Below are 23,964 nucleotides of genomic sequence, written 5' to 3'. Positions count from 1 at the left end.
CACCCGCCTCTCGCCGCCGGTCCGGCGTCAGCGGGTCCGGCGATCGGCGCGCATGTCGTCATCCGGGATGGCCGCGGCCTCCGGGAGCCGCCGTGCCGGGGGCACCTCCGCCCAGCGTCGCAGCGTGGCCGTCGCCGCCGCCCGATCCGCCTCGGACAGGAGCGAGATGCTGGCACCGTGGTTGGCGCCGGGCGCGACGTACAGGTGGGAGTCAGCTCTGCTCGGGGTGAACCGCTCGGCGCTCCACGGGTCGTTCTCGCCGTAGACGAACATCATCCTCTCCGATCGAGTACGCACCCAATGGTCCACGTCGAGCATCGGCCACGCATCGTGCCGGGAGCGGAGTTCCACGGGGAGCACGGCGTTGGGCTGATAGAGGCCGCGGTAACGGGTCAGCCCGCGCAGGTGCTTGAAAGCGAGGTCGGGCCAGCCGAGCTGGGATGCCGCCTGGTGGTAGTAGGGCAGGTAGAACTCCAAGCCCTGGTCGGTGTAGAACCCGAAGAAGACGACGTTGTCGATCCAGGCGTACAGTTCCTCGTCCGTGGCGGTCGGGGCCGGCACGGCGGAGCAGTCCGCCGCGGTGAAGTACTGCCAGAATGCCCAGGCCGTGTCAAGGATCGTCAGCTCGAACGACCGGTCCGCGCTGCCCAGCGTCCTGCTGAAGGTGTAACCGTTGCGTTCGGCGTCCGACTCCAGGAGTCTCACCATCCGGTCACGCCGTTTGAGCGCCTCGCGCTGCACGTTCTCCAGTGCCGTCCGGCACGACTCGGAGCCCACCACGGAGAAGAACCTGTCGTACTCATGATCGAGAGGGTTCAGCCGGTCGTTGGGAGCGACGTAGGCCACCACACCGTCCACGTCACCGGGGTAGAAGCGCCGGTGGTAGACGGACGTCATGCCCCCCTTGCTCGCGCCGGTCTGGATCCACTTCCCTGAGTAGATCGTCTTGAGCGCCTGGACGATCCGGTGCTCATCCGTCGCTTCCTGCCAGATGGTCAGGTCGTCCCAGTCGGCCGGCTGCGGCCGCGAGGAGCGGAAGAACCGGTGTTCGACGGAGACCTGGTTGCCGTCGAGCAGCCGGGTCGGCTCGGTACGCGAAGCCGTGGGGTTCACGGGCAGGCCGTACCCGCCCGTGTAGAGGACGACGGGCGCCTCGGCCGAACGGTGGAGCAGCGTGAGCCGCTGCTGGAAGGTCCCCTTGCGCGGGTTCCTGTGGTCGGCCGGCTGTGTGTAGGCGAGGACGAAGAACCGGTAGCCGGCCGGCTGGGACTCCGACACCACCGTGAGTCCTGGAATGGCGGTGAGCTTGTCCAGCAGGTCGTCCTGCACCGCGGCGGAGGTGACCTCGGTGGCCGATCGGGCGTCGGCGGGGAGAGCTTGGAGGATGACGGCCGTCGCAACCGATAACGCGGCCAGGAACCGGGATCGCATGGTTGGCGTCTCCTTGCAGAGGGCTGTGTCGCCCCACGCTATACCGGCCCTTCCTCCCAGGGTGCAGCCGACGATGCTCGACGGCTCGGACGCCCGGGCCCAGCCGCAGATCGCGATCTCGGAACGAAGCCGGCCATGGGACCTGAGCCCTTGAACCGTTCGTCGACAAGATCGGACCGCTCATCGTAAAGACCGAACGTAGTCAAAATACTGCATACGGTATGTGGTACCGGTGATGCGTGGCAGGTTTCCTCAGTCGCTCCCGTACCATTGCCGATCCCACCTGGAGCCGCTGGCTCGTCCCCCCGGCGGCGCTCTCCGTGCACCTGGCCATCGGGCAGGCGTACGCGTGGAGTGTGTTCAAGCCCCCGCTCGAGTCCTCACTCCAGCTCTCCGGCACGCAGAGCGCGCTGCCGTTCCAGCTGGGCATCGTCATGCTCGGCCTGTCGGCGGCCTTCGGCGGCACGCTCGTCGAGCGCAACGGGCCGCGCTGGGCCATGTTCGTGTCGATGGCCTGCTTCTCCTCCGGCTTCCTGCTGTCCGCGCTGGGCGTGGCCACGCGACAGTACTGGCTCGTCGTCCTCGGCTACGGGGTCGTGGGCGGGATCGGGCTCGGCATCGGCTACATCTCGCCGGTCTCCACACTGATCAAGTGGTTCCCCGACCGGCCGGGCATGGCCACCGGAATCGCGATCATGGGGTTCGGCGGCGGAGCCCTCATCGCCTCGCCGTGGTCGGCGCAGATGCTCGACTCCTTCGGCGCCACCACGACCGGCATCGCCACGACCTTCCTCGTGCACGGCGTGGTCTACGCGTTCTTCATGTCGATGGGCGTGCTGCTGGTGCGGGTCCCGCCGGAGGGCTGGTCGCCCAAGGGGTGGACGCCGCCCGCGGTCGCACGGCGGACGCTGATCACCACGGCGGACGTCTCGGCCCGCAACGCCATCCGCACGCCGCAGTTCTACTGCCTGTGGGTGGTGCTGTGCTGCAACGTCACCGCGGGGATCGGCATCCTGGAGAAGGCCGCGCCCATGATCACCGACTTCTTCGCGGGTACGCCGACCGCGGTCGCGGCGAGCTCGGCGGCCGGGTTCGTCGCGCTGCTGTCGCTGGCGAACATGACCGGCCGCTTCGTCTGGTCCTCCACCTCCGACGTGATCGGGCGCAAGAACATGTACCGCGTCTATCTGGGCGTGGGCGCGCTGCTGTACCTGGCGATCGCGCTGGCCGGCGATTCGTCGAAGCCGTTGTTCATCATGTGCGCGCTGGGCGTCCTGTCCTTCTACGGCGGCGGTTTCGCGACGATCCCGGCGTACCTGAAGGACCTCTTCGGCACCTACCAGGTCGGCGCCATCCACGGCCGGCTGCTCACGGCCTGGTCCACGGCAGGCGTGCTCGGCCCGCTGATCGTCAACGCGATCGCCGACGCGCAGAAGGCGGCCGGGCACTCCGGCCCCGAGTTGTACACCACGTCGCTCTACATCATGATCGGGCTGCTCGCGGTGGGCTTCCTCGCCAACGAGCTGGTGCGGCCGGTGCACGACAGGTACCACGAGCGCCCGGAGAAGGGACTCGTCGGGGAGAGGGGACAGACGGTATGAGAAGTCGGACCGGCCTGATGGTGCTGGCCTGGGCGTGGGTCGCGGTGCCGTTCGCGTACGGCGTGTACGGGCTGTTCATGAAACTCACCCAGCTGTTCGCCGGCTGACACCGCGCCGCTTCCCCGCGTCTTTCTCACCCGGGTCAGCGTCGAGCCATTCATGTGAAAGTTTCACCGCGTGAATGCTCTGGTCCTGCGTCTTTCTGTGCACGCTGTCGCCCGGCCCGACCTGGGCGGATGCGAGAACTCCGGCAAAGGGCGACGAGGCCGTGCATCCCGTTTGCAGGCAGCGGATCACCAAGGCTTCACACGCGATTGAGGCTGTGCTTGACTCGGCCGCATCGCCGGAAAGCGCTTACCTGGAAAGCGCATTCCCAGCCTCTCCGAGGCTCTTGGAAGGAGCCTGACCTTGACCGGAACAACGAGAGTTCATGCGCGCTGGAGGACGGCGCTCGGCAGCGCGGTGGCGGCCGTCACCGTGGCCGCGGTGATGCCGTCGATGGCCTACGCCGTACCCGTCCAGGGAGCCGCTCGCCTGGTGGCGGGGCAGCCGACCGGCTGGGCGACGCAAGGAGGTGGCACGACCGGCGGAGGCGGCGCCTCGGCGACGACGGTGACCAGCGCCTCGGCACTGGTCACGGCGGCGGCCGGGACGAACCCGGCGGTCATCCGGGTCTCGGGCACCATCTCCTGCTCGGACATGCTGCGCGTGGGGTCCAACAAGACCATCCTCGGCAATCCCGGCGCGACGATCGCCGGCTGCGGGCTGCACGTGCGGCGGGCGTCCAATGTGATCATCCAGAACCTGACGTTCCGCGGCTGGAACGATGACGCGATCAGCATCGAGGAATCCACCCGGGTGTGGATCGACCACAACACCCTGTCCAACGGCTACGACGGCGCCATCGACATCAAGCGCGCCAGCGACTACGTGACCGTTTCGTGGAACCACATCTTCAACCACGACAAGGCGATGCTGCTGGGCCACAGCGACAACAATGCCGCCCAGGACACCGGCCACCTGCGGGTGACCTACCACCACAACCGCCTCGAAGGAGCGCAGCGCAATCCCCGGGTGAGGTTCGGCAACCCGGTGCACGTCTACAACAACTACTACAACGCCAACTCCGGCTACGGCGTGGCCTCCACGGAGAACGCCGGGGTGCTGGTCGAGGGCAACTTCTTCGAGAACGTCCCCGACCCGTTCCACCGCGGCGAGGGCTCCTCCGATCCCGGCAACCTGGTGGCCCGCGGCAACCACCTCGTCGGCTCCGGCGCCGGCGACCAGGGCGGCAGCGTGGCCGCCATCCCCTACTCCTACTCGATGGACTCGGCCGCCGGCGTCAAGTCCGTCGTCATCGCCGGGGCGGGGGCCGGCAAGATCAACCCGTAGACGACCTGGCGCGGTCACCGCACTCGGCTCGAAGATCTCCCGCGCTCGATCACCGTATGCCCTCCCGGCCCACGGCCGCGTCTTCGGCATGCGCCGGGAGAGGCATGGCCCCGCACGGTGCTCAGACCTTCCGGCCGACCCCGCCGTAGGCGTCGAGCTCGCGGCCGTTCGCGTGCCAGTGGTTGACCGTCACCACTCCCGGCTCGACCAGCTCGAGGCCTTCGAAGAAGCGGGCGATCTCCGCGGGGGCGCGCTGGATGTACGCCATGGCGCCGCTCTCGTTGTACTGCTCCTGCGCCTCGGTTCCGGCGGCGTTGTGGACGTTGGTGCCGTCGTTGAGCGCCAGGTAGCTGCCCGGCGCCAAGGGTGCCATCAGCCGTGCGACGATCGACAACGCCTCGTCCAGATCGGCGATGTGGCCCATGATGCCGCTGAGGTTGAGCGCCACGGGCTTGCTGAAGTCCAGCGTCTTCGCGGCGGCCGTCAAGATGGACTCAGTGTCGTGCACGTCCGCGTCGACGTAGTCGGTGGCGCCCTCCGGCGTGCCGACCAGCAGGGCACGGGCGTGGACCAGCACAAGGGGGTCGTTGTCGACATAGACGATGCGCGACTCGGGGGCGATCCGCTGGGCGATCTCGTGGGTGTTGTCCACCGTGGGCAGGCCGGTGCCGACGTCCAGGAATTGCCGGATGCCCGCTTCCGCGGTCAGGTAAGTGATGGTGCGGGCGAGGAACGCCCTGGACGCGCGGGCGAGCTCGACGACTTCGGGGAAGATGTTCTTGTACTCCTCCCCCGCGATGCGGTCGACCTCGTAGTTGTCCTTGCCACCCAGCCAGTAGTTCCAGATTCGGGCAGAGTGCGGGACATTAGTGTCGATCATGGAGTTCTCCTTCCGGGGGAACTGCCGTCCAGGCACTCGTCCATCGTGCCCCGAGCCTGTCTCGTCGGCCGATCCTCAGATCTGTGATCCACTCTGATTCTCGCCTGCGAGCATCTGCTCAAGGAGACGATGCACGTCTTCGAGACGTGATGGAGACGACATGGTGATCATTCAGTGGATCACGGTTCGGCGCAGCACAAGCGTGGTGCCGAAGCCGGGACCTGCGCCCCCAGCCCCGGAAGGGGCCGGGGAAGCCGCGGAATCAGGCCTTGAGCAGTGCGGCGGCGAGTTCGGCCGGGCGGGTGAACTGGGCCTCGTGGCTACCCGGGTGCTCGATGACGGGCGTGTCGGCTCCGAGGCGCTGCGGGAAGCGGGGCGTCCAGCCGAATTCGCCGGGCGGCAGGGCGAAGTCCTCGGATCCGACCACGTAGGCGGCCGGCACGCCGAGCGCCGCCGGATCCACAGGGGTGACGGTCTCGGTGAAGTACCGCATCGGCTGGGGCACCAGCAGGCCGTGGATCAGGCGCTGCGTGGTCTCGTCGGCGTCCTGCATGAACGCGCCGCAGAACACCTCGAAGGGGAAGACGACGCTGTTGTTCCCGGACGCCGCCGCGAGCTGGGTGAACATCTCGGCGTAATGCGGGGGCACCTCCCCCAGCAAAGGGGTGTCCTCCGCCGGCACGAACGCGCCCCAGTAGATGAGCTTGCGCAGCCGGGGAGCGAGCCGGGGGGCGGCACCGGTGAGCGGGTAGCCTCCCCAGCTGTGCGCGACCAGGGTGACGTCCCTCAGATCGGCGCTCTCGACGAGGTCGACGATGAAGTCGCTGACGTCCGCCAGGCTGTGCCGCTCGGGGTCGTCGCCGTCGGCCAGGCCGGGCAGAGTGGGGGTGAGGACACGGTGGCCGGCGGCACGCAGGTGCTCGGCGACGAACCGCCAGGTCCAGCCTCCGTGACAGGCACCGCTGATGAGGACGAAGGTCTCTGCCATGGCGTCTCCTTGCGACGTGGCGCTGCGCCGCCACCTGGCGTGGCGGACGCTTATTGAAATATGGGCCAGATGTGAGACGATCGTCAAGAAGTTGAAACAATTTGTCGGGAGGCGCGGGTGAAGCCACGGTCGCTGGTCTTCGATGTGTTCGGGGACTATCTGCGCTATCGCGGCGGCGAGGTCCGGCTGCGCGGCCTGGTGGCGCTCATGGGATGCTTCGACGTGCCCGAGGCGACGGTGCGGGTGATGGTCGCGCGGATGCGCAAGGAGGGCTGGCTGGACGGCCGCCGCGAGGGCAGGGAGACCTGTTATGTCCTCACCGACGCCGCCTGGCGGCTGCTCGACGACGGCAGGGCGCGGATCTTCGCCCGCGCGCCCGGGCCCTGGGACGGCCAGTGGCACATGGTCATCTACTCGGTGCCCGAGACCGAGCGCACCCTGCGCGAGCAACTGCGCAAGCGGCTGGCCTGGCTCGGGTTCGGCCTGCTGTCGGCCTCGGTGTGGATCAGTCCCCACGACCGCGTCGCGCAGGTCAGGGCCGACTTCGCCGACCATCCCGCGATCCGGCTCGACGTGCTGCGCGCCCGCTCCGAGGGGGCCGCGGCCGACCGGGAGATGGCGGCCAGGTCCTGGGATCTGACCGCGCTGGACAAGGATTACCGCGAGCTGCTCGACCACTACCGCCCCCGGCTCGCCGTCTATCGGGCCGGCGAGCTGCGCGGACGGGAGGCGCTGGTCGAGCGAATGCGGCTGATCCACGACTACCGCATGTTCCCGTTCCGCGATCCGGATCTGCCGCCCGAGCTGCTGCCCGAGGGCTGGTGCGGGCGGACGGCCCACGAGGTGTTCCTGGAGGCCCACGGGCTTCTGCGGAGCGAGGCCGAGGCGTACGTGGATCGCCTGATCATGGATCCCACCGCCAGTTGATTCGTGTCATTTCCTAGACGACAGATACTTAAATGTCATACGTTCGCGGTCGCGACTCCGTACCGAGGGCGGTCAGCGCGAGAGTGAAGGAATCACGATGAGAGTTGCCTGCATCGGAGGCGGACCGGGCGGCCTGTTCTTCGCCACGCTGTTCAAGCGGGACCGGCCCGACGCGGACGTCGTGGTCTTCGAGCGCAACCGCCCCGACGACACGTTCGGGTTCGGGGTGGTCTTCTCCGACGCCACGCTCGGCGCGATCGACGCCGCCGACCCGGTGCTCAGCGAGGCGCTGGAGAAGCACGGCCGGCACTGGGACGAGATCGAGGTACGCGTGCACGGCGCGCGGGAGCGCGTGGGCGGCATGGGCATGGCCGCGGTCGTCCGCAGGAACCTGCTCACCCTGCTGCAGGACCGGGCCCGTGCCGAGGGTGTGACCATGCGCTTCCAGCACGAGATCGGCGACCCGGCCGAGCTGGACGGCTTCGACCTCGTGGTCGTCTGCGACGGCGCCAACAGCCGGTTCCGGACGATGTTCGCCGGCGACTTCGGGCCCACGGCCGAAGTGGCGAGCGCGAAGTTCATCTGGTTCGGGACCACGTACATGTTCGAGGGGCTCACGTTCGTCCACCAGGACGGCCCGCACGGGGTGTTCGCGGCGCACGCGTACCCCATCAGCGACTCGCTCAGCACCTTCATCGTGGAGACCGACGCCGAGTCGTGGGCCGCGGCCGGGCTGGACGCGTTCGATCCCGCCACGCCGCCCGGTGTCAGCGACGAGAAGACCCAGGCATACCTGGAGCGGCTCTTCCACGGCCAGATCGACGGCCACGCCCTGGTCGGCAACAACTCGCGCTGGGCCAACTTCGCCACCCGCAGGGCGCGGTCGTGGCGGCGCGGCACCTGGGTGCTGCTCGGTGACGCCGCGCACACGGCGCACTTCTCGGTGGGGTCTGGCACCAAGATGGCGATGGAGGACGCCGTCGCCCTCTCGGCGGCCCTCGGCGAGTCCCCGCACGACGTGCCCGGCGCCCTGGAGCTCTACGAGCGGCGGCGCCGCCCCCAGGTCGAGAAGATCCAGAACTCCGCGCGGCCCAGCCTGTCGTGGTGGGAGCACTTCGGCCGGTACGTCCGTTCCTTCGACGACCCGGTGCAGTTCGCCTTCCACTTCCTCACCCGTTCCATCCCGCGCGCCAAGCTCGCCCTGCGCGACCGGCCGTACGCGGAACGGGTCGACGAATGGTGGCGCGAGCGGCACGGCACGGCCCCTCTGAGCACACCGTTCAGCGCCGGCCCTTTCCTCCTGCCCGGCCGCGGGGTCACCGCGACCGGCACCGCCCTCATGGCGGACGACGGCGCCGAGATCCCGATGGCGCCCTTCACCGGCCGGCCTTCTCCGTCCGGCCTGTGGATCGACGCTCCTGACGCCGAGGCGGACCTGCCACCGATCCTCGCCCAGGTCCTCGATATCGCGCGGGCGGGCGCCCCGCTCGTCGGCGTACGCGGCGGAACGCCCCTGACCCGGGTTCTTCTCGCCGAGGAGGCCCGGCTCATCCATGACCTGCCGGCCGCGATCGTCGGCCCCTACGACGACGACGCCGCGACCACCCTGCTGCTTTCGGGCCGGGCCGACCTCGTGGGAGATGTCAGATGAGCGCGCTCGACCCGCTGTTCGCGCCCCGTTCCGTCGCCGTCCTGGGCGCTTCGGACGTCCCCGGCAAGCTGGGCACGGCCATGACCGCCTCCCTGGCGCGCTTCCCCGGCACGGTCATGAAGATCAACCCGAGCCGTCCGCAGCAGTTCCATCCGAGCGTCGCCGAGGCCGTGGCCGCCCACGGCACCGCCCCCGACCTGGTGATCTCGTGCATCCCCGCCGCCGTGACCGCGAGCGCGCTCCGTGAGGCCGCCGCCGCGGGGGCACGCGCGGCGCTGGTCTGCGCGGGAGGCTTCGCCGAGTCGGGCCCCGAAGGCGCCGCCCACCAGCGGGCCCTGAGCGAGGTCGTGAGGGACACCGGCCTCCGTCTCCTCGGTCCCAACACCTCCGGTTTCTTCGTCCCGCACGCCTCGCTGACCGCGAGCTTCGTCCCGGGCGTCGCGGACCTCGCCGCGGGCCCGGTCGCCGTGGTCGCGGCCAGCGGCGGCGTCAACCACGCCCTCGCCTTCGCGCTCGCCGACGCCGGAGCCGGCCTCCGTCTCGGCGTCGGCCTCGGCAACAGCATGGACGTCAGCCAGGCGGACGTCCTGGACCACCTGGCCGGGGACGAGGCTCTCCGCGCGGTCGCCCTGCACGTCGAGACCGCCGCCGACGGCCGCCGCCTGACCGACGCGGTACGCCGCCTGGTGGACCGGGTTCCGGTCGTCGCCCTGGTCGTCGGCCGCAGCGACGTCGGCGACTTCGCCCGCTCCCACACCGGCGCCCTGGCCACCTCCTGGCGCGTCACCCGCGCGGCCCTCCGCCAGGCGGGCGCCGTCCTCGTCGACGACGAGCGGGAACTCGCCGACGCCGTCTGCGCGCTCAGCCGCGTACGCCTGCCCGCCCACCCCCGGCCCGGGGCCGGCCTGGTCACCGCCCAGGCCGGCCCCGGCCTGCTGCTCACCGACGCCCTGCGCACGGCCGGCGTCCAGGTGCCGCCGCTGGCGGAGCAGACGGTCAAGGAGGTCGGCGAGCTTCTGCCCGGCCTGACCTACCAGCGCAACCCCGTCGACACCGGCCGCCCCTCCCCCACACTCCCGCACGTGATCGAGCGGGTGTCCGCGGACCCGGACATCCACGTCACCGCCGTGTACGCGCTCCTGGAACCCGCCGCCGTGGACCTTCCCGCCGCCCTGACCGGCGCCCGGCCCGCCACTCCGTTGGTCGCCGTCGTGGGCGGCCCGCCGGACCAGGTACGCCGCGCCCGCCAGGACCTCGGTCAGGCGGGAATCCCGTGCGCCACCACGCCGGCCGCCGGCGCGACCATGGTGCGCGCCCTGGCGGAGGACGCGGCCGGCCGCAGCCGGCTGGAGGAGGACGCCGCCCCTGCGGCCACGCCGGCGCTCTCCCTGACGGGGCCGGCCGACGAGCACACCGCCAAGAACGTCCTGGCGGCCCTCGGCATCCGCACCCCGGTCCGCCGCGTCTGCGCCGGCCGGGACGCCGCGCACGCCGCGCTCGACGAGCTCGGCGGGCCCGTCGTGGTGAAGATCCTCGATCCCGCCGTGCTGCACAAGACCGAGGTGGGCGGCGTCCAGATCGGCATCCGCACGCACGAGGACCTCGACGCGGCGCTCGCCCGCATGCCCGCCGCCCCGGCGCTGCTGGTCGAGCAGATGGCCCCGGCGGGCCCCGAACTGATCGCCGGAGTACGCCGGGACCCGGTCTTCGGCCCGGTCCTGGCCCTGGGCGCGGGCGGGACGGCGGCCGAGATCCTCGGCGACGTCTCCCTGCGCCTGGCGCCGGTGCCGGCCGGCGAGGCCGAGGCCATGCTCGACGACCTCGCCACCCGCGAGCTGTTTCTCGGCGCCCGGGGCGCGGCCCCGGTGGACCGGACCCGGCTCGCCCGCGTCCTGCTCGCACTCTCTTCCCTGGGCACCGACCCGGCCGTGGCAGAGTGTGAGATCAACCCGCTGCGGATCCTGCCCGACGGCGACGTCGTCGCGCTCGACGCCGTGCTTGTGCCGCGTGACCTGAGGAATGAAGGAGGATCCGAGGATGCGTGAGGGCTTCGTACCCTGGCCCGAGGAGGCGGCCGACCGTTACCGCGAGGCCGGGTACTGGCGTGGCCGGCCGCTCGGGGCGTACGTGCACGAGTGGGCCGAGACGTACGGCGACGCGGTGGCCGTCGTCGACGGCGGCACCCGGCTGACCTATCGCGAGCTGGCCGAACGCGCCGACGGGCTGGCCGTCCGGCTCCTGGAGGCCGGACTCGCCCCGGGCGACGCGATGCTCGTCCAGCTGCCCAACGGCTGGGAGTTCGTCACGCTCACGCTGGCCTGCCTGCGCGCGGGCATCGCCCCGGTCATGGCGCTGCCCGCCCACCGCGGCCACGAGCTGCGCTATCTCGCCGCGCACGCCGACGTGACGTCCATCGCCGTACCCGACCGCATCGGCGACTTCGACCACCAGGCGCTCGGCCAGGAGATCGCCGACGCCACGCCGAGCGTACGCATGCTGCTGGTCGCGGGCGCCGACGTCGGAGAGAAGGCCGCCGACCTCCGCTCCCTCGCCCGGCCCGCCGACGACCCGGCCGCCGCCCGCGCCCGGCTCGACCGGCTCGCGCCCGGCAGCGGCGACGTCGCCGTCTTCCTCCTGTCCGGCGGCACGACCGGGCTGCCCAAGCTCATCACCCGCACCCACGACGACTACGAGTACAACGCCCGCCGCAGCGCCGAAGTGTGCGGCTTCGGGCGGGACACCGTCTACCTGGTGGCGCTCCCGGCAGCGCACAACTTCCCGCTCGCCTGCCCCGGCATCCTGGGCGTCTTCATGAACGGCGGCAGGGTCGTCCTGGCCCACACCCCGGAACCCGGCAAGGCGCTGCCGCTGATGGCCGCCGAAGGCGTGACCGTCACCGCCGCCGTCCCGGCGGTCGCCCAGCGCTGGATCGACGCCGTCGCCTCCGGCCGCCATCCGGCTCCCGCGTCCCTGCGGCTGCTCCAGGTCGGCGGCGCCCGCCTGGCCCCCGAGGTCGCCCGCCGGGTCGAACCCGTGCTCGGCTGCACCCTCCAGCAGGTGTTCGGCATGGCGGAAGGGCTCCTGAACTACACGCGCCTGGACGACCCCGACGACGTCAAGATCTATACGCAAGGGCGTCCCATGTGCCCCGACGACGAGCTCCTCATCGTCGACTCGGCCGGAGAGCCCGTGGCCCCGGGGGAGATGGGCGCCCTGCTGACCCGCGGCCCCTACACCCCGTGCGGCTACTACCGGGCCGAGGAGCACAACGCGCGTTCCTTCACCTCCGACGGCTGGTACCGCACCGGCGACGTCGTCCGGATCCATCCCTCCGGCAACCTCGTCGTCGAAGGCCGCGACAAGGACCTTATCAACCGCGGCGGGGAGAAGATCTCCGCCGAAGAGGTCGAGAACCTCATCTACCGCCTCCCCGGCGTCTCCCGCGTCGCCGCCGTCGCCAAGCCCGACCCCGACCTCGGGGAGCGGGTCTGCGCCGTCGTCGTGGCCGAAGCGGGGCACCAGCTCACCCTGGAGGGCATCCGGCAGGCCCTCGCGACGATGGAGGTCGCCCGCTACAAGCTCCCCGAACACCTCGTGCTCCTCGACGAGCTGCCCCTGACCAAGATCGGAAAGATCGACAAGAAGGCGCTGCGGGAGATCGTCCAGTAACCGCATCGTGAAAGACGAGACCGGTACATGGAGAGCACATGCGAGCGCCCGGCACCCCGTTTCGGGGAGTGACCCCTGAGCAGGCCGCGACGCTGAGCGCGGTCGTCGACACGATCGTCCCCGCCGACGAGTACCCGAGCGGCACCGAGGCCGGCGTGCTGGACTACCTGGAGAGGTGGTTCGACCTGCACGCCTCCTATGCGGCGGGCCTCGACGCCGTGGAGGCCGAGGCGCGGGAGAGGTACGGCGAGGGCTTCCCCGTGCTCCCGTACGAACGGCGTGAGGCGCTGCTGCGGGCCGTGGAGGCCGGCGACACGCGCACGCCGTGGCCGCTCGACGCGACGGTTTTCGTGAGCACGGTGGTGGGGCACGTCATGGAGGGCTTCTACGGCGATCCGGACAACGGCGGCAACCGCGACGCCATCTCCTGGCGGATGATCGGGTTCGAGGTACGCGGGTGATCGGGCGAGAGGTACGCGGCTGATGCGGGTGGACGCGATCGTGATCGGATCGGGCGCCGGGGGCGGGGTCGCCGCCGCGGTACTCGCCGAGGCCGGCAAGCAGGTGGTCGTGCTGGAACGCGGCCGCGACCTCACGTACGAGCAGATCGGCCGTGACCACCTGCGCAATCACCGCATCGCCCGCTACCCCCACCGATCCGGGCCGGACTACGAGGACGGCCCGCGGGTCTTCGTCGACGCGGCGGGCCGCGAGCATCTGGTGCGGGCGCACGAACCGGGCTTCCACGGCAACGCCACGCTGGTCGGCGGCGGCACGCGGCTCTACGGGGCCCAGGCGTGGCGGTTCCCACCCGCCGACTTCACCATGGCGAGCACGTACGGCGTCCCCTCGGAGAGCAGCCTCGCCGACTGGCCCATCGCCTACGACGACCTCGCGCCTTTTTACGAGCGCGCCGAATGGGAGATCGGGGTCTGCGGCGACCACCAGGCGAGCAGCCGTCATTGGACGCGCGCCAAGCCGTACCCCATGCCGCCGCTTCCTGAGGGCCGGCAGGCCAGAGCCCTGCGCGCGGGCGCGACCGCCCTCGGATGGGACGTGCTGCCGGTGCCCCTGCTGATCAACTCGGTGCCGTACGCCGGGCGTGCCGCGTGCACCCGCTGCCAGCACTGTGTCGGCTTCGCCTGCCAGGCCGAGGCGAAGAACGGCTCGCACAACACGGTGCTGAGCCGCGCGCTCACCACCGGCCGCGTCCGGCTGCTGCCGGAGGCGGTCGCCGAACGCGTCGAGTGCGACTCCGCCGGCCGGGTCACCGGCGTCCGCTGGGTGGACCGGTCAGGGGCGCGCCACGTCGTCGAGGCCGAGGTCGTGATCTGCGCGGCCGGCGCGATCGAGACCGCGCGGCTGCTGCAGAACTCACCGACCCGGCGGGAGCCGTACGGGCTGGGCAACGACCACGATCAGGTGGGGCGGCACCTCCAGGGCCACGCCTACGCGTGGGCTGTCGGCGAGATGCCCGAGCCCGTGTACGACGGGCTGGGCCCCGGCGTCTCGCTGGCTACGCTCGACTTCGCGCACCACAACGACGGGATCGTCGGCGGGGCGATGCTCGCCGACGAGTTCACCGTGCTGCCGATCGCCTTCTGGGCCCGCAATCTGCCTCCTGACGTGCCCCGCTGGGGCATGGAGAACAAGCAGTACATACGCGACAACTACCGCCGCGTCATGCGCGTGGGCGGGCCGGTCCAGGAGATCCCCAGCCCGCACGCGAGGACACGGCTCGACCGCCACGTGCGGGACCGGTGGGGCATCCCGGTCGCCCGCCTGTCCGGCACGACCCATCCGGAGACCGTGCGTACCGCGGCCTACATCGCCGGCCGGGCCCGCGAGTGGCTGCTCGCCTCGGGCGCGCGGCGGACGTGGACGGAGCCGGCCGCCCTGGCCCTGTACGCGGGGCAGCACCAGTCGGGAACGTGCCGGATGGGCGACGACGAGCGTACGTCGGTCGTCGACCGATGGGGCCGGGTCCACGGCCACGACAACCTCTATGTCATGGACGCCTCCGTGCACGTCACCAACGGCGCCGTCAACCCCGTGCTGACGATCATGGCATTGGCGTTCCGTGCGGCCGAACGGCTGTGCGCCGAGTGGTGACGTCGTCGAATGCGAAGGAGAAGACCCTTTGGACACGACGCCGCCGCTGCGCCTCGGGTATGCCGACTCGCGGTTCGGCCAGCTTCACTACGCCGAGCAAGGCGCGGGCCGTCCCCTGCTGCTCCTGCATCAGACCCCCAGATCCTGGGACGAGTTCCGGGAGCTGATGCCCCTCCTGGCGCCGCACCGGCGCGTCCTCGCCATGGACATGGTCGGCTTCGGGGCCAGCGCCAAGCCCCCGGCGCCGCACACGATCGAGCTGTTCGCGGCCGGTGCCCTGGCGCTGCTGGACGGCCTGGGCATCGGGCGCGCCGACGTTCTCGGCCACCACACGGGCGGCGCGGTGGCCATCGAGCTGGCGGCGACCGCACCGGAGCGGGTCGGCCTGCTGGTCCTGTCGTCGACTCCGTGGACCGGCTCCCGGTACCGCGAGACCCACGCGAACGGCCCCGGGGTGGACGAGGCCGTGCCGTCCCCCGAGGGTGACCACCTGATCGCGCTGTGGCGGCTCCGGCGGCCGTACTATCCCGAACCGGTCACGGACCTCCTCGACCGGTTCATCCACGACGCCCTCGCGCCGGGGGTCGATCCCGCGGAAGGGCACCGGGCGTGCGCGCGCTACCGCATGGAGGACCGGATCGGCCTGGTGAAGGCGGCCGTGCTGCTGCTGGGCGCCGCCGCGGACCCGTTCGCACTGCCGGCGCTGGCCCCGCTCCGGGAGCACCTCACCGCGGCGGCGAGCGTGACGTCGGCCGTCATCGACGGCGGCACGATCCCCCTCATGGAGCACAAGGCGGCGGAGGTCGCCGAAGCCGTGACAGCGTTCCTGACGAGGTGATCGGATACGGCCGCGCCAATAGGCGGTCACGACGGGAGGCGTTCCAGGGTGGCGGCCATGCCGGCATCGCGGGCGACCGCCAGCAGAGCCTGGGTCATGACCGGCTCCGGTTCCCGGCGGCAGGCCACCAGGCCGATACGTTGCGTGCGGACGGGTTCGACCAGCGGGACGGCCCGCATGCCGGCGGGCACGCCGAATACGTGCAACCAGGCGTGCGGCACGATGCCGGCCCACCGGCCGGTACGCACGTGCGCGAACAGCGAGGAGATCGAGTCGGTCTCGATGCGCGGCCGCACGGGGGCGCCGATCGCCTCGAAGACGGTGTCCAGGACCCGGCGCCCCTGCATCATCGAATCGAGCAGGCAGAGCGCCATCCGCGCGATCCGGTCGTTGACCGTGACGCCCGCCGGCGCGGTAGCCGTCCAGCCCAGCCTGCGCAACGCCATCCCCGCCTGCGCGGGCAGCCTGCGACCGCCCGCATCCACCCCGCCCGCTCCCGTCCTTCACTGCCGCGCGCGGCGCCGGATCGACAGCCGACCGGCACGCCCGCACCCCCACCGGCATCCACCACCCCCGGTTTTCACTCTGAGTGACCGTCAGGCTACCAGCCTTTGGTTCTGTCGGATAGAACACGTGAGCGATGCACTCGGCCATCTGCCGGCCTCACCGCCCCCTGGACGCCTCCCCTCCGTTGCGAGCCGAAGAAGCACCGCCACCACCAACCACCACGGAACTTGAGGATCCCTGATGAAACTGGTGAGCCTGTCGATGATGTCCTCGTGCCTCAGGTCCGCCTGCACCTGGACGGCGACCAGGGGGTGCTGCGTGCAGGGACGGCCCGCAGGGAACCGGCTCAGCGGAAGGCCGCCTTCGGCGGCGCGCCGCTGCCTTCCAGCCGGGTGGTGATCGCGATGCGGTTGTGCGCGTTGATCACCGTCGCGGCCCAGATCAACGCCGCGAGCTGAGTCTCCTCGAACAGGCGCTCCGCCTCGGCGTACACCTCGTTCGGAACCTGGCCGGCGAAGACCAGGGTGATCGCCTCGGTCAGCGACAACGCGGCCCGCTCCCTGTAGGTGAACAACTTGCTGTTCCGCCAGGCCCGCACTTCGCGGATGCGCTGCTCGCTTTCCCCCATCGCCCGCGCGTCCTGGGTGTTCTGGTCCAGTGAGAGAGAGCAGCCGTTGATCTGGGACGCGCGGATCTTGATCAGCTGGAGCAGCTCCGGCTCGATGTCCGCCGCCCGCGCCGCGGCCAAGGCGGCCTCGTGGAGGGCGCTCATCGCGCTGGAGACATCCGGGGTCACATTCTTGATCTCAATCCGCGTGGCAATCGTGGCTACAGACATGTCGTGATTCTCATCTCGCTCGTTGAAAAAGGACGGGCGCAGCGACGACCATGGCGGGGAAAACGGCGACGATATGTTCCCCTCCCCCCGCTTCGCTCGAGAGAGCGCGCCGCCGGAATCAGCCCGCGCCCTCCGTACTGCATGGGATACGCGGCGCCGTCCAGCCCGGTTCGACCGATGAATAGCGAGCAAACGCTTGGTAAGGTCGGTGCGTGCTGCTGGATGGCAAGGTCGCGATCGTCACCGGGGCGGGTCCCGGCCTGGGACGGACCCTGGCGGGGATCCTGAGCGAGGAGGGCGCCAGGGTCGTCGTGGCCGCCCGCACCGCGGCCACCGTGGAGAAGACCGCCGCCGAGGTGCCCGGCGTGCTGGCCGTACCCGCCGACGTGACGAGGATCGACGACGTACGGCGGCTCGCCGACAGCGTGATCGAGCGGTTCGGCCGGGTGGACGTGCTGGTCAACGCCGCCTTTCCCGGATCTCACCGCAGGAACGTGCTCGACATGTCCGCCGGCGATCTGGAGACCTGGCGCAAGGCCGTCGAGACCGGCGGCTACGGCACGTTGCTGGCCTGCAGGTTCATCGCGCCGCACATGGTGGCTCAGCGCTCCGGCTCGATCGTCAACATCACCTCCATGTCGTCCCGCGAGGGCTACGCGGGACGCAGCGACTACGCCGCGGGCAAGGCCGCCGCGCACCTGCTGTCCCACTGCCTCGCCGACGAACTCGGGCCGTACGGGGTGCGGGTGAACTGCGTCGCACCCGGCTGGATCGCCAGTGAGGTGCTGGATGAGTGGATGCGCACCCGGGCCGCGGCGGAAGGCGTGGCGTTCGAGGACATCCGCGCGCGCGACGTCTCGGCGATGGCGCTGCGCCGTATCGCCACCGAGGAGGACGTGGCCCGCGCCGTCGTCTACCTCGCCTCCCACCACGCCAAGGCCGTCACCGGCGCCACCATCGACGTCAACGGCGGCCAGTTGTTCACGTGACCGGACCGGGGACCCGGTAGCCGCCGGCACGTCACGGCACCCAGGCCGCGTCCCTCGTCACGCCACCGCACAGCAGCACCTGCGTGGCAGAATTGCATTTACGGTCGCCGGCGTGCGCGACCTCCGCATTCATTGTGATACCGACCAGAATCGCGGCCACCGCGCACGTGCCGGCGGCCTCACGGCCGGTTTCCTCGATGGTGTGTGCAAGCCTGGAAAACCATTGATCCCACGGCGACGCGTCCACCCCAATACGGGAAACCTGGGCAGAAAACCCAGCCCTGAGCAGGGGGGACGCATTATCCCGGGACGCGTTCACCCGCCCGATGCAGCATGCGGGGACGCGCGGGGAAAGCTTGGGGAAGATGGTGGCCGGAACGTCGCATTCCGAAAACCTGGCCCCGGTTGCCACGGCGGCTGAAGAGCGCAGCGGCCACAGTTTCGAATGGATCGGCCGGCAGGTCGATGCGAGCAAGTCGACCCTTCATCGTTACTGCTCCGGCGAATCCATTCCACCGAATTTCGGAATGGTCGAGCAGATCGCTTTGGCGTGCGTGGCCGGGCGGGCCGTGCCGGCCGCCGATCATGGAGCGCATCCGGCGGCCATCATGTGGACGGTCTCCGGCACCGCCGACCCCGGGAACCGGCAATGAAGCGAAGATTGGACGCCTTCAATACTGCGTAACCGTATTTATCGAGGAATCTCCCTAAGTTGGCGGCGAGCGCGACAGCCGTGATCTTCTGATCGCCGGAGGGAGACGGGGTGAAAACACGGTTGCGCCGGTCGCTGCGGACGCGGCTGGCCCTGCTCGCCGGCATCGCCATGCTGCTGCTGAACATCGTCGTCAGCACCTTCGTGTTGTACGGCATCCGCGACAAGGCCGCCGACATCCGGGCGCTCGAGGTGTCCAGCAAGGCCCTGCGCGTGCTTCTCATGGTCAAGCGGAACCGGTTGCCCCGCGTGCTGGACCCGAGCGGGCTCGACGGCATGCAGGTGGTCGACCCGGCCGGGCGTGCGGTCTCCTGGACGCCGAGCCTGGCCGGCAAGCCCCGCCAGACGACGGCCATCCCCCACCCGAACCAGGCCAACGACGTCGCGGAGCTCTGCGACCTGCCCGCGTTCCCCGGTCGGTGCCAGATCGTGTCCTCCTTGCGCGCGTACCAGCCGGACGGCACCTGGATCATCTACGCCTTCGACCCGACGGTGCCGTGGTACGTCAGCCCGCAAGTGATCACATTCGAGATCTGCATGACGGCGGCGCTGGTCGCGCTGACCTGGTTCGGAGTGTCACGCGTCGTGGACAGGACGCTCGCGCCTGTCAGCAGCATCACGAAGAGGCTGGCCGAGATCACCGTGGGCGGCGGCGGGATGCGCGTCCCCGTACCGGAGACCGACGACGAGATCAGAGCCCTGGCCGAGACCGCCAACCAGACACTGGAACGCCTGGAGACGGCGCTGGAGCAGCAGGAGGCCGCGATGGAGCAGCAGCGCAGGTTCACCGGCGACGCCTCACACGACCTGCGCAGCCCGATCACCGCGATGCGCGCCCAGGTGGAGGACGCCATGCTCCACCCCGAGGACACCGACTGGCAGGAGACGGGCTCCGAGGTGCTGGCCAGCCTGGACCGGCTCCAGGCCATCGTCGCCGACCTGCTCACGCTGACCAGGCTGGACGCGGGCGCCCCGAGCCCTCGCGAGCCGGTGAACCTGGGCGAGCTGGTCGTCACGGAGACCGCCAGGCCACGAACCAAGCGCGTCGTCACCAGCCTGCAAGGAGGCGTGGTGGTCATGGGCGACCGGTTGCAGCTGGCCCGTCTGCTGACGAACCTGCTGGACAACGCCGAGCGGCACGCCGAGACGCGGATCATCGTGACGGTGCGGAGGCAGAACGGACAGGCCGTGCTCGAGGTCCTCGACGACGGCGCGGGCATAGCACGCGATCAGCGCGACATCGTCTTCCAGCGCTTCACCCGCCTGGACGACTCGCGCAACCGCGACGCCGGCGGCACCGGACTCGGCCTGCCGATCGCCCGCGAGATCGCGATGGCCCACCACGGCACGCTGACCATCGAGGACTCCAACACCGGCGCCCGTTTCGTGCTCCGGATCCCGGGCCCGAACGGCCCTGCGGCGTGAGGGCGATCGGCCCGCTCCGGGAGAGACCCGCGGCGCGCTGCCGCGTACCCCGGAAGACCACGCGCGGACTGACATCAGAGAATCTTGCCCGGCATGACAGTGTGCGACGTTACATGTGATGAGCGTTACATTTTCTAGCGCTTCAGCAGGTAAGCGGCGCATACTCCGGCCATGCAAAATCACATGGTCGACCGGCGAGGACTCCTGCGCGCCGGCCTCGTCGTCGGAGGCCTCCTCGCCGGGACGGCATCCGCGGGCACCGCCGTCTTCGCCCAGACCGACCAGCCGTCGGGCGGGACCGCTCCCGACCAGCGTCCCTCCACCCCCGGCCAGGCGTGGGCCACCCTGCGCGAAGGCAACCGCCGCTGGGTCGACGGCACCGTCACCCACCCCCACCAGGACGCCGCCCGGCGAGCGGCGGTGGCGCAGAAGCAGGACCCGTTCGCGGTCGTCTTCTCGTGCATCGACTCGCGGGTGGCGCCCGAGCTGGTCTTCGACGCCGGCCTTGGTGACCTGTTCGTGGTCCGGACCGCCGGCCAGACCATCGACCCGCTGGTCACGGGCGCCGCGGAGTACGGGCCGGCAGAGCTGGGCACCCCACTCGTCGTCGTGCTCGGCCACCAGCGCTGCGGGGCCGTCACGGCCGCCGCGGAATCGCTGCACGATCACAAGAAGCTGCCCGGCGAGCTGAGCACGATCGCCTCCTCCCTGCGTTCGGCCTACAAGCGGTCGGACGGCGACGTCGACAAGATGATCCGCATCAACACCGTCGACGTGGTGAACCAGCTCAAGAAGGACAAGCTGTTCGCTCCCCGCATCGCCAAGGGCAAGCTCAAGGTGATCGGCGCGTACTACTCGATCGACACCGGCGAGGTCACCCGCCTCGCCTGACCCGCCTTGGTACCACGCGGTCGACCCAGCCCAGCCGGGATGATCATTTCCCGGCGGGCGGGGGCCGCGAGCCGGCGTCTCCTCGGCGGCCTCGTCAACGCGCGGCACCGCCGTCGGCTAGAGCAGGTCGATCGCGCGTTCGGGGCAGTTGGACACCGCCAGTCGGGCCGCGCGCTCCTTGTCCGGCGGAACGATGCCGTCGCCGGCGACCTGTCCGTAGCCCTCGTCGTCCTCGCTGAACAGGTCGGGGGCGAGGTCGTAGCAGCGGCCGTGTCCCTGGCAGCGTTCAGGATCGATGCGTACTTTCATCGCGGGGTCCTCCGCTCCGTGTGCGGCGATTCGCCTCAGGCGCTCGTCGGCTCGTCCTTGCGGCCGACGCCCACCATCACCCAGGCCTTGTCCGGCCTCTCGGACAGGAACGGGCTGTCGGGCCGCCACTCGCGGACGTACACCAGGCCGGGCTCGACCAGTTCGAGCCCGTCGAAGAAAGGCAGGACGTCCTCCCGCTTACGGGCACCGCCCTTCTGGGTGCCCAGGATGTTCCGGTAGATGTCGACGATCGGCTGCGCAGCCTCCGGACGGGAGTCGAAGACGACGTGCGAGATGACGACATGACTGCCGACCGGCAACGCGTCACGGAGCTCGGCCACCCGCCGGAACGGGTCGTTGTCGTCCGGGATGTACTGGAGGATGCCGAACAGCAGCAGCGCCACCGGCCGATCGAGGTCGATGATCCGCCGCAGATCGGGATCGGCGAGCAGCTCGGCCGGGTGCATGACGTCGCCTTCGACGACGGCCGTACGCGGCCCCCTGGCGAGGATCGCCCTGCCGTGGGTGAGCACCACCGGGTCGTTGTCGACGTACACCACGTGCGCGTCGGGCACGAGGGACCGGGCCAGCTCGTGCGTGTTGAGCTCGGTGGGCAGCCCGGAGCCCAGGTTGATGAACTGCGTGATGCCCTGCTCCGCGAGGAAACGCATCACGCGCACGTGGAACGCCTGGTGCTCCTGCGCCATGACCCGGACCTCCGGTGCGACGGCCAGCACCGCCTCCGCCGCCTCCCGGTCGACGGCGAAATTGTCCTTGCCGCCGATGAAGTAGTCGTGCATCCGGGCAAGGTTGGGTGTGCTGGCATCGACGCCGGCGAGCCGCCTGGCCTCGTCACTCACGCGTACCCCTCCATAGGTCGGATGCTGCCTGATTATGCCCGATAACTGCCAGCCACGCCGAGATTCGATTCCGCTTCCGCCGGAAACGACGCGGCGCCACCGCCGATCCACGCCGGACCCGAACCGTGAAACCCCTGCTCATCGCGTGATCAGAGCGATGAAATGGGAGACCTGCGGGTAGTTATACTCGGTACATACACCCCATATATGCAGATTCTTCCCGGATCAATATCGCAGACGCGTCCCAGCGCCAGGGCTCATAAGACCCCTGGCGACGTGTGAAAGGGCAGGGGGTGGGATGGGCGAACAGCGAGGACCGCAGACCATGCGGGCGGACCAGGTTTCCGAGGAGCGGAAACGGCTGCTGGCGGTGGTCGGCGACGATCTGTGGGGGATCGAGCTCCTGCGGTTCGCGATCCAGCAGGCGGTGGCCGATCTTGCCGGGCTGGGCGGCACAGTGCATCTCGGCAGCCCCGGCCACGGCGGCGGGCTGCGCCTGGTCACGACCTGCGGGCTGCCCCCGGTCTTCACCCAGGTCTGGGAGCGCATCGACGGGAACGGCCCGCTCGCCCCGGCGCGCGCGTTCCGGGACGGTGTGCTGGTACGGGCGTCTTTGGCGAACGCCGTCGCGAAGGCATCCGGACAGGACGCGACGGCGACCGGGCGGCCGGACGGCTCCGTACCCGCGTCCTGGTCCTGGCCGGTCGACACGGCGATGGTGGCCGTCCCGCTGCTCGGCCCCGGCGGGCCGATCGGCGCGCTGTCGGTCCTGACGGCCTCCGCACACGAGCCCTCGGCCGGGCAACAGGCCTTTCTCGGCACACTGGGCCGATGGACCGGCGAGCGCCTGAGCAGGTCCTCCGCGCCGCCCCTCGATTCTGGGCTCACGGGCTGGCAAGAACAGTCCACCGGCTCGCATCTGCGGCAGGATCTGCAGGCGGTCGGCACGTGGGACTGGGACATCCGGACCGGCGATGTCGTCTGGAACGACGCGATGCTCTCCATACTCGGCGTCGATCCGGAAACCTTCGACGGACGGATCGAGACCTGGACGGGCATCGTCCACCCTGAGGATCTGCCGTGGGTGCTGGCCGACATCGATGAGGCGATCCGCACGGGGCGGATGTACAGCACCGAGTATCGGGCGATCCGCCCGAACGGGACATGCCGCTGGGTACGGACCCGCGGCCGGCTGGTGCTCGATGAGAACGGTGAGCCGGCCCGCATGGCCGGCATCCTGTGGGACGTCACCAAGACCCACGAAGCCTTGGAGACGGTCCCCGAACCGCGTCCGCACACCGCCGCACGTGCCGCCGTGGAGCGGGAGCGGACCTCCCGTATCAGTCAGTTGACCAGGGCTCTGGCCGAGGCGGTCACCGTCAGCGACGTCGTGGACGCGTCCGCCGCTCACATCCTGCCGGCGTTCGGGGCCGCCGGGCTGATGCTCACCTTCCTGGAGGGCGACCATCTGCGGCCGGTCGGATTCACCGGGTACTCGAAGGAGTTCGTCGACCGGGTGAGCCTCATCCCGGGCCGCGGAATCCCGGCCCTCGGACGGCTCCCGATCGCGCAGGTCCTGCGCGATCGTAGCCCGCTGTTCATCACCTCGGCCGAGGAGTACATCGAGCGCTACCCCGGGACAGCCGACTTCCCGGAGGCGGGAGGCAAGAAGGCGTGGGCCTTCCTGCCGCTGATCGCCTCGGGACGCCCGGTGGGCAGCTGCGTCGTCTCCTTCGCCGAGCCGCGTCAGTTCACCGGGGAGGAGCGCAACCTGCTCACCGCGCTCAGCGGGCTGGTCGCCCAGGCCATGGAACGCGCGCGCCTCTACGACCGGGAGCACACCCGCGCCCAGGAACTGCAACGCGGGCTGCTCCCGCGTGAGCTGCCCAGCCTGCCCGCGGTCACCGCCGCGGCCCGCTACCTGCCCGCCGGCAAGGACATGGA

The 23,964-nt window shown here is 70.5% G+C and carries 22 protein-coding genes; 14 read left to right on the top strand and 8 right to left on the bottom strand.

Going from position 1 to position 23,964, the window contains the following annotated elements:
* Positions 1-27: 27 nt before the first annotated feature.
* Positions 28-1,431 carry a S28 family serine protease gene (locus ACIBX3_RS32845; protein WP_397123799.1) on the bottom strand — a complete coding sequence of 468 codons (1,404 nt, stop codon included), beginning with the start codon at positions 1,429-1,431 and terminating at the stop codon, positions 28-30.
* A 239-nt stretch (positions 1,432-1,670) separates the two neighbouring features.
* Here ACIBX3_RS32845 and ACIBX3_RS32840 point away from each other — a divergent pair, with 239 nt between their 5' ends.
* Complete coding sequence (locus ACIBX3_RS32840; RefSeq protein WP_397123796.1) at positions 1,671-3,032, top strand: OFA family MFS transporter; 1,362 nt, start codon at positions 1,671-1,673, stop codon at positions 3,030-3,032.
* 408 nt (positions 3,033-3,440) lie between these two features.
* Positions 3,441-4,424 carry a polysaccharide lyase family 1 protein gene (locus ACIBX3_RS32835; RefSeq protein ID WP_397123794.1) on the top strand — a complete coding sequence of 328 codons (984 nt, stop codon included), beginning with the start codon at positions 3,441-3,443 and terminating at the stop codon, positions 4,422-4,424.
* 121 nt (positions 4,425-4,545) lie between these two features.
* Here the strand turns inward: ACIBX3_RS32835 and ACIBX3_RS32830 are convergent, their stop codons facing one another.
* Together ACIBX3_RS32830 and ACIBX3_RS32825 are read right to left on the bottom strand one after the other, a co-directional pair.
* On the bottom strand, positions 4,546-5,304 hold the full coding sequence (locus tag ACIBX3_RS32830; protein WP_397123792.1) for an SAM-dependent methyltransferase: 759 nt from the start codon (positions 5,302-5,304) through the stop codon (positions 4,546-4,548).
* 262 nt (positions 5,305-5,566) lie between these two features.
* Positions 5,567-6,292 carry an alpha/beta fold hydrolase gene (locus ACIBX3_RS32825; protein WP_397123790.1) on the bottom strand — a complete coding sequence of 242 codons (726 nt, stop codon included), beginning with the start codon at positions 6,290-6,292 and terminating at the stop codon, positions 5,567-5,569.
* A 117-nt stretch (positions 6,293-6,409) separates the two neighbouring features.
* Between ACIBX3_RS32825 and ACIBX3_RS32820 the strand changes: the two genes are divergently transcribed.
* The 7 genes from ACIBX3_RS32820 (at position 6,410) to ACIBX3_RS32790 (ending at position 15,489) form a co-directional block, all read left to right on the top strand.
* A complete protein-coding gene (locus ACIBX3_RS32820) occupies positions 6,410-7,219 on the top strand; it encodes a PaaX family transcriptional regulator C-terminal domain-containing protein (protein WP_397123788.1) in 810 nt (269 codons plus the stop codon).
* Between the two features lie 97 nt (positions 7,220-7,316).
* Complete coding sequence (locus ACIBX3_RS32815; RefSeq protein WP_397123786.1) at positions 7,317-8,870, top strand: FAD-dependent monooxygenase; 1,554 nt, start codon at positions 7,317-7,319, stop codon at positions 8,868-8,870.
* Entirely contained in the window at positions 8,867-10,915 is a 2,049-nt protein-coding gene (locus tag ACIBX3_RS32810; RefSeq protein WP_397123784.1) for an acetate--CoA ligase family protein, read from the top strand. The genes ACIBX3_RS32815 and ACIBX3_RS32810 overlap by 4 nt, the downstream gene beginning before the upstream one ends.
* Positions 10,908-12,539, top strand: coding sequence for a (2,3-dihydroxybenzoyl)adenylate synthase (locus ACIBX3_RS32805; RefSeq protein ID WP_397123782.1), 1,632 nt, complete (start codon positions 10,908-10,910; stop codon positions 12,537-12,539). Before ACIBX3_RS32810 ends, ACIBX3_RS32805 begins: the two co-directional genes overlap by 8 nt.
* A 38-nt stretch (positions 12,540-12,577) precedes the next feature.
* A complete protein-coding gene (locus ACIBX3_RS32800) occupies positions 12,578-13,000 on the top strand; it encodes a gluconate 2-dehydrogenase subunit 3 family protein (protein WP_397123780.1) in 423 nt (140 codons plus the stop codon).
* 22 nt (positions 13,001-13,022) lie between these two features.
* Positions 13,023-14,651, top strand: a complete 1,629-nt coding sequence (locus ACIBX3_RS32795; RefSeq protein WP_397123778.1) for a GMC family oxidoreductase — start codon at positions 13,023-13,025, stop codon at positions 14,649-14,651.
* A gap of 28 nt (positions 14,652-14,679) precedes the next feature.
* Positions 14,680-15,489, top strand: coding sequence for an alpha/beta fold hydrolase (locus tag ACIBX3_RS32790; RefSeq protein ID WP_397123776.1), 810 nt, complete (start codon positions 14,680-14,682; stop codon positions 15,487-15,489).
* Positions 15,490-15,515: 26 nt separating this feature from the next.
* On the opposite strand, the gene ACIBX3_RS32785 is transcribed toward ACIBX3_RS32790, so the two are convergent.
* Both ACIBX3_RS32785 and ACIBX3_RS32780 read right to left on the bottom strand, forming a co-directional pair.
* Complete coding sequence (locus ACIBX3_RS32785; RefSeq protein ID WP_397123774.1) at positions 15,516-15,974, bottom strand: LysR family transcriptional regulator substrate-binding protein; 459 nt, start codon at positions 15,972-15,974, stop codon at positions 15,516-15,518.
* A gap of 368 nt (positions 15,975-16,342) precedes the next feature.
* Complete coding sequence (locus tag ACIBX3_RS32780; RefSeq protein WP_397123773.1) at positions 16,343-16,834, bottom strand: carboxymuconolactone decarboxylase family protein; 492 nt, start codon at positions 16,832-16,834, stop codon at positions 16,343-16,345.
* A 212-nt stretch (positions 16,835-17,046) separates the two neighbouring features.
* On the opposite strand from ACIBX3_RS32780, the gene ACIBX3_RS32775 reads away from it, so the two are divergent.
* Entirely contained in the window at positions 17,047-17,823 is a 777-nt protein-coding gene (locus ACIBX3_RS32775) for an SDR family oxidoreductase (RefSeq protein ID WP_397123771.1), read from the top strand.
* A gap of 31 nt (positions 17,824-17,854) precedes the next feature.
* Here the strand turns inward: ACIBX3_RS32775 and ACIBX3_RS32770 are convergent, their stop codons facing one another.
* Positions 17,855-18,070, bottom strand: a complete 216-nt coding sequence (locus ACIBX3_RS32770; protein ID WP_397123769.1) for a hypothetical protein — start codon at positions 18,068-18,070, stop codon at positions 17,855-17,857.
* Positions 18,071-18,188: 118 nt separating this feature from the next.
* On the opposite strand from ACIBX3_RS32770, the gene ACIBX3_RS32765 reads away from it, so the two are divergent.
* The 3 genes from ACIBX3_RS32765 to ACIBX3_RS32755 all read left to right on the top strand — a co-directional run bounded on the left by ACIBX3_RS32765 (position 18,189) and on the right by ACIBX3_RS32755 (position 20,851).
* Positions 18,189-18,476, top strand: a complete 288-nt coding sequence (locus ACIBX3_RS32765) for a helix-turn-helix domain-containing protein (protein WP_397123767.1) — start codon at positions 18,189-18,191, stop codon at positions 18,474-18,476.
* A 110-nt stretch (positions 18,477-18,586) separates the two neighbouring features.
* Positions 18,587-19,960, top strand: coding sequence for a sensor histidine kinase (locus ACIBX3_RS32760; RefSeq protein WP_397123765.1), 1,374 nt, complete (start codon positions 18,587-18,589; stop codon positions 19,958-19,960).
* A 171-nt stretch (positions 19,961-20,131) separates the two neighbouring features.
* The gene (locus tag ACIBX3_RS32755; protein WP_397123763.1) at positions 20,132-20,851 is read left to right on the top strand and encodes a carbonic anhydrase; all 720 of its coding nucleotides are present in this window, start codon (positions 20,132-20,134) and stop codon (positions 20,849-20,851) included.
* Between the two features lie 117 nt (positions 20,852-20,968).
* Here the strand turns inward: ACIBX3_RS32755 and ACIBX3_RS32750 are convergent, their stop codons facing one another.
* Together ACIBX3_RS32750 and ACIBX3_RS32745 are read right to left on the bottom strand one after the other, a co-directional pair.
* Positions 20,969-21,160, bottom strand: a complete 192-nt coding sequence (locus tag ACIBX3_RS32750) for a ferredoxin (RefSeq protein ID WP_397123761.1) — start codon at positions 21,158-21,160, stop codon at positions 20,969-20,971.
* Between the two features lie 35 nt (positions 21,161-21,195).
* Positions 21,196-22,020, bottom strand: coding sequence for an SAM-dependent methyltransferase (locus ACIBX3_RS32745; protein ID WP_397123759.1), 825 nt, complete (start codon positions 22,018-22,020; stop codon positions 21,196-21,198).
* A 298-nt stretch (positions 22,021-22,318) separates the two neighbouring features.
* On the opposite strand from ACIBX3_RS32745, the gene ACIBX3_RS32740 reads away from it, so the two are divergent.
* Positions 22,319-23,964, top strand: a 1,646-nt coding sequence (locus ACIBX3_RS32740; RefSeq protein ID WP_397123757.1) for a PAS domain-containing protein, incomplete at its 3' end; no start/stop codon positions are given.

The sequence above is a fragment of the Nonomuraea sp. NPDC049480 genome, assembly GCF_044465905.1.
In the GTDB taxonomy this organism is placed as follows: domain Bacteria; phylum Actinomycetota; class Actinomycetes; order Streptosporangiales; family Streptosporangiaceae; genus Nonomuraea.
The sequence above is the reverse complement of the archived record's forward strand: the minus strand, read 5'-3'. Positions and strand labels throughout refer to the sequence as shown.

Excerpts from the sequence above, each read along its gene's own strand:
- ACIBX3_RS32845 (WP_397123799.1), bottom strand. The coding sequence starts at position 1,431 with ATGCGATCCCGGTTCCTGGCCGCGTTATCGGTTGCGACGGCCGTCATC.
- ACIBX3_RS32830 (WP_397123792.1), bottom strand. The coding sequence starts at position 5,304 with ATGATCGACACTAATGTCCCGCACTCTGCCCGAATCTGGAACTACTGG.
- ACIBX3_RS32825 (WP_397123790.1), bottom strand. The coding sequence starts at position 6,292 with ATGGCAGAGACCTTCGTCCTCATCAGCGGTGCCTGTCACGGAGGCTGG.
- ACIBX3_RS32815 (WP_397123786.1), top strand. The coding sequence starts at position 7,317 with ATGAGAGTTGCCTGCATCGGAGGCGGACCGGGCGGCCTGTTCTTCGCC.
- ACIBX3_RS32810 (WP_397123784.1), top strand. The coding sequence starts at position 8,867 with ATGAGCGCGCTCGACCCGCTGTTCGCGCCCCGTTCCGTCGCCGTCCTG.
- ACIBX3_RS32805 (WP_397123782.1), top strand. The coding sequence starts at position 10,908 with ATGCGTGAGGGCTTCGTACCCTGGCCCGAGGAGGCGGCCGACCGTTAC.
- ACIBX3_RS32800 (WP_397123780.1), top strand. The coding sequence starts at position 12,578 with ATGCGAGCGCCCGGCACCCCGTTTCGGGGAGTGACCCCTGAGCAGGCC.
- ACIBX3_RS32795 (WP_397123778.1), top strand. The coding sequence starts at position 13,023 with ATGCGGGTGGACGCGATCGTGATCGGATCGGGCGCCGGGGGCGGGGTC.
- ACIBX3_RS32780 (WP_397123773.1), bottom strand. The coding sequence starts at position 16,834 with ATGTCTGTAGCCACGATTGCCACGCGGATTGAGATCAAGAATGTGACC.
- ACIBX3_RS32765 (WP_397123767.1), top strand. The coding sequence starts at position 18,189 with ATGGTGGCCGGAACGTCGCATTCCGAAAACCTGGCCCCGGTTGCCACG.
- ACIBX3_RS32755 (WP_397123763.1), top strand. The coding sequence starts at position 20,132 with ATGCAAAATCACATGGTCGACCGGCGAGGACTCCTGCGCGCCGGCCTC.
- ACIBX3_RS32750 (WP_397123761.1), bottom strand. The coding sequence starts at position 21,160 with ATGAAAGTACGCATCGATCCTGAACGCTGCCAGGGACACGGCCGCTGC.